Raw genomic sequence first — 2,103 nt, 5'->3', positions numbered from 1 at the left:
CTCCGGTTGCTCCAGTTGCTCCAGTTGCTCCAGTTGCTCCGGTTGCTCCTGCTACTCCGGTTGCTCCAGTCGCTCCAGTCGCTCCAGTCACTCCTGCTACTCCGGTTGCTCCAGTCGCTCCAGTTGCTCCAGTTGCTCCGGTTGCTCCAGTTGCTCCGGTTGCTCCAGTTGCTCCGGTTGCTCCGGTTGCTCCAGTTGCTCCGGTTGCTCCGGTTGCTCCGGTTGGGCCGGATGGACCAGTTGGGCCGATTGACCCGTCTCCCTCTGCCTCAATTAGTGCTACATCATCAACATACACAAATGGGGCAGTCAAAGCACTAATTGGCTTACTTATAATAACTTGTGCTTGTGTCGTGCCCGCTGGTGCTATTCCCGTTGTCTCATATATCTCTACCCAAGTATCATCTATCACAACAGGGATGTTGCCATATTCAATTTCGATATCTAGACCCACACCTATTACATTGTTTAAGGCATCTAAGAATAAAACTTGAAGGTTGATTCTTGGACTTTGTTGAAGATTACTTTTGGATAGAGAGACTAAGAATTGATATCCATTTCCTGGCTCTGCGGGGACGATTTGTGATAATGAAGTAACAACTGAACTATTGGCAAGTCTAGCCGAATAATCTCCTGAATGCGCATATAGATTAGTGATATCCGCATTTACGGCTTGCCAACCGGTAAAATCACCCGTTTCAAAGCTACCATTGACAATCAAATTATTTATTGACAAACTAGTATCCTCCTTTACTGTTTATTCAGTTCCCTACTAGAAATCTTCTAGTATCGAAACTCAAAATTATATTATGTAATATTCTATTGCTTGTTCAGGCGGTTAACCCCTAATAGCTTTAAATGTGCTTTCTTACAGGTGGAATTTCACTAGCCAGAGGGATTGAACCTATTAAATCCAATTACTACTCTGTAATTTTTTGTCTGTTCTCTCTATTAACTCCATTATTGTTAAGCCAAATATCATTCAGTGAGGTCTTGATCATCCCACACTGAATGATATATTCTTAGAAAACTTGCCAACAGAACAGAATCTTGATTTAATGTCATATAATAGTTCCTGGTTCCTTTTGAACTTTAGAAAGTCGAGGGTATTAAACATATAGGACGGGCTAGTACCTTTAATACTATAAATTTTGGTAAATTGAGTTATTCTTAGCAAGATAGAAAGGTTTAAATCTAAAGACTTAGTTTTATAAGGGGAGTCTATCTTTGATCACTAATTGTTGCATCACTATTATTAGAACTTAGTTCAGCAATAGGGTCGTATGGTGCTCCAGTTATTGTTCCAAGCAATAATGCAATATCAACGGCATTTTCAGGTATACCCCAGGAATTTCCGGAGAAGTTAAACACTGCCTGGTCAACAACGTACCCTCTCGTATTAAATACTATATTATTAATTATATTTCCGGTTGTATTAGGATTTAAATATGCTGGTTGTCGAAGTGAATAGAAAATGTTATCTCTTACCAATAAATTAGTCATGTTATTAGCTTGTGGTACAAAGCCACGATTTACTACCCACCCAATTGACGGTCCTGCCTGAGGTGGTCCAAAAATAGTATTATTAATTATATTATGGTTTGTTCCACCTAACTGTATAAATTCTACAGGATAAGGTATATTACTTGTCATTGTTAACCCATCAATAGTCACCCCATTACCTAAGACTGTAAATGGAATGACAGAAGCTTGTAATTCAATTTCAGTATTTGGATACCCCCTCACTGTAACTCCAGCTTTATTTATGATGATATTTGAAGTGATTGGATAATTCCCTCCTAGAATGTGAACCGTGCCCGTTGGTAATACCGCAGTAACTCCTTCTTGAATTGTTCCAAAAGGGTTTGCCTGGGAACCATCCCCACCAACTGCTCCTGCTTGGACATATACTTCAAACGGATTAGGCTCAATAGTTCCAGTTGGACCTGTTGGACCTGTTGGGCCACCTGCTGGGCCTGTTACTCCGGTCGCTCCGGTTGCTCCAGTTGGGCCTGTTACTCCAGTTACTCCGGTCGCTCCGGTTGCTCCGGTTGCTCCGGCTATCCCAGTTGCTCCGGTTACTCCAGTTGCTCCGGTTGCTCC

At 41.7% G+C, this 2,103-nt stretch carries 2 protein-coding genes; both read right to left on the bottom strand.

Annotated features, from left to right (window positions below):
* Nucleotides 1–736 (bottom strand): NTTRR-F1 domain (locus K332_RS24725; protein ID WP_169727367.1); only part of this gene is annotated, 736 nt, incomplete at its 3' end.
* 485 nt (nt 737–1,221) lie between these two features.
* Nucleotides 1,222–2,103: right-handed parallel beta-helix repeat-containing protein (locus K332_RS24500; RefSeq protein ID WP_483823615.1), on the bottom strand; the 882-nt coding region annotated here is incomplete at its 5' end.

Source organism: Paucisalibacillus globulus DSM 18846 (genome assembly GCF_000482485.1).
GTDB classification, from domain to species: domain Bacteria; phylum Bacillota; class Bacilli; order Bacillales; family Amphibacillaceae; genus Ornithinibacillus; species Ornithinibacillus globulus.
Note: the sequence above shows the minus strand (reverse complement) of the source record. Positions and strands in the feature narration are given on the sequence as shown.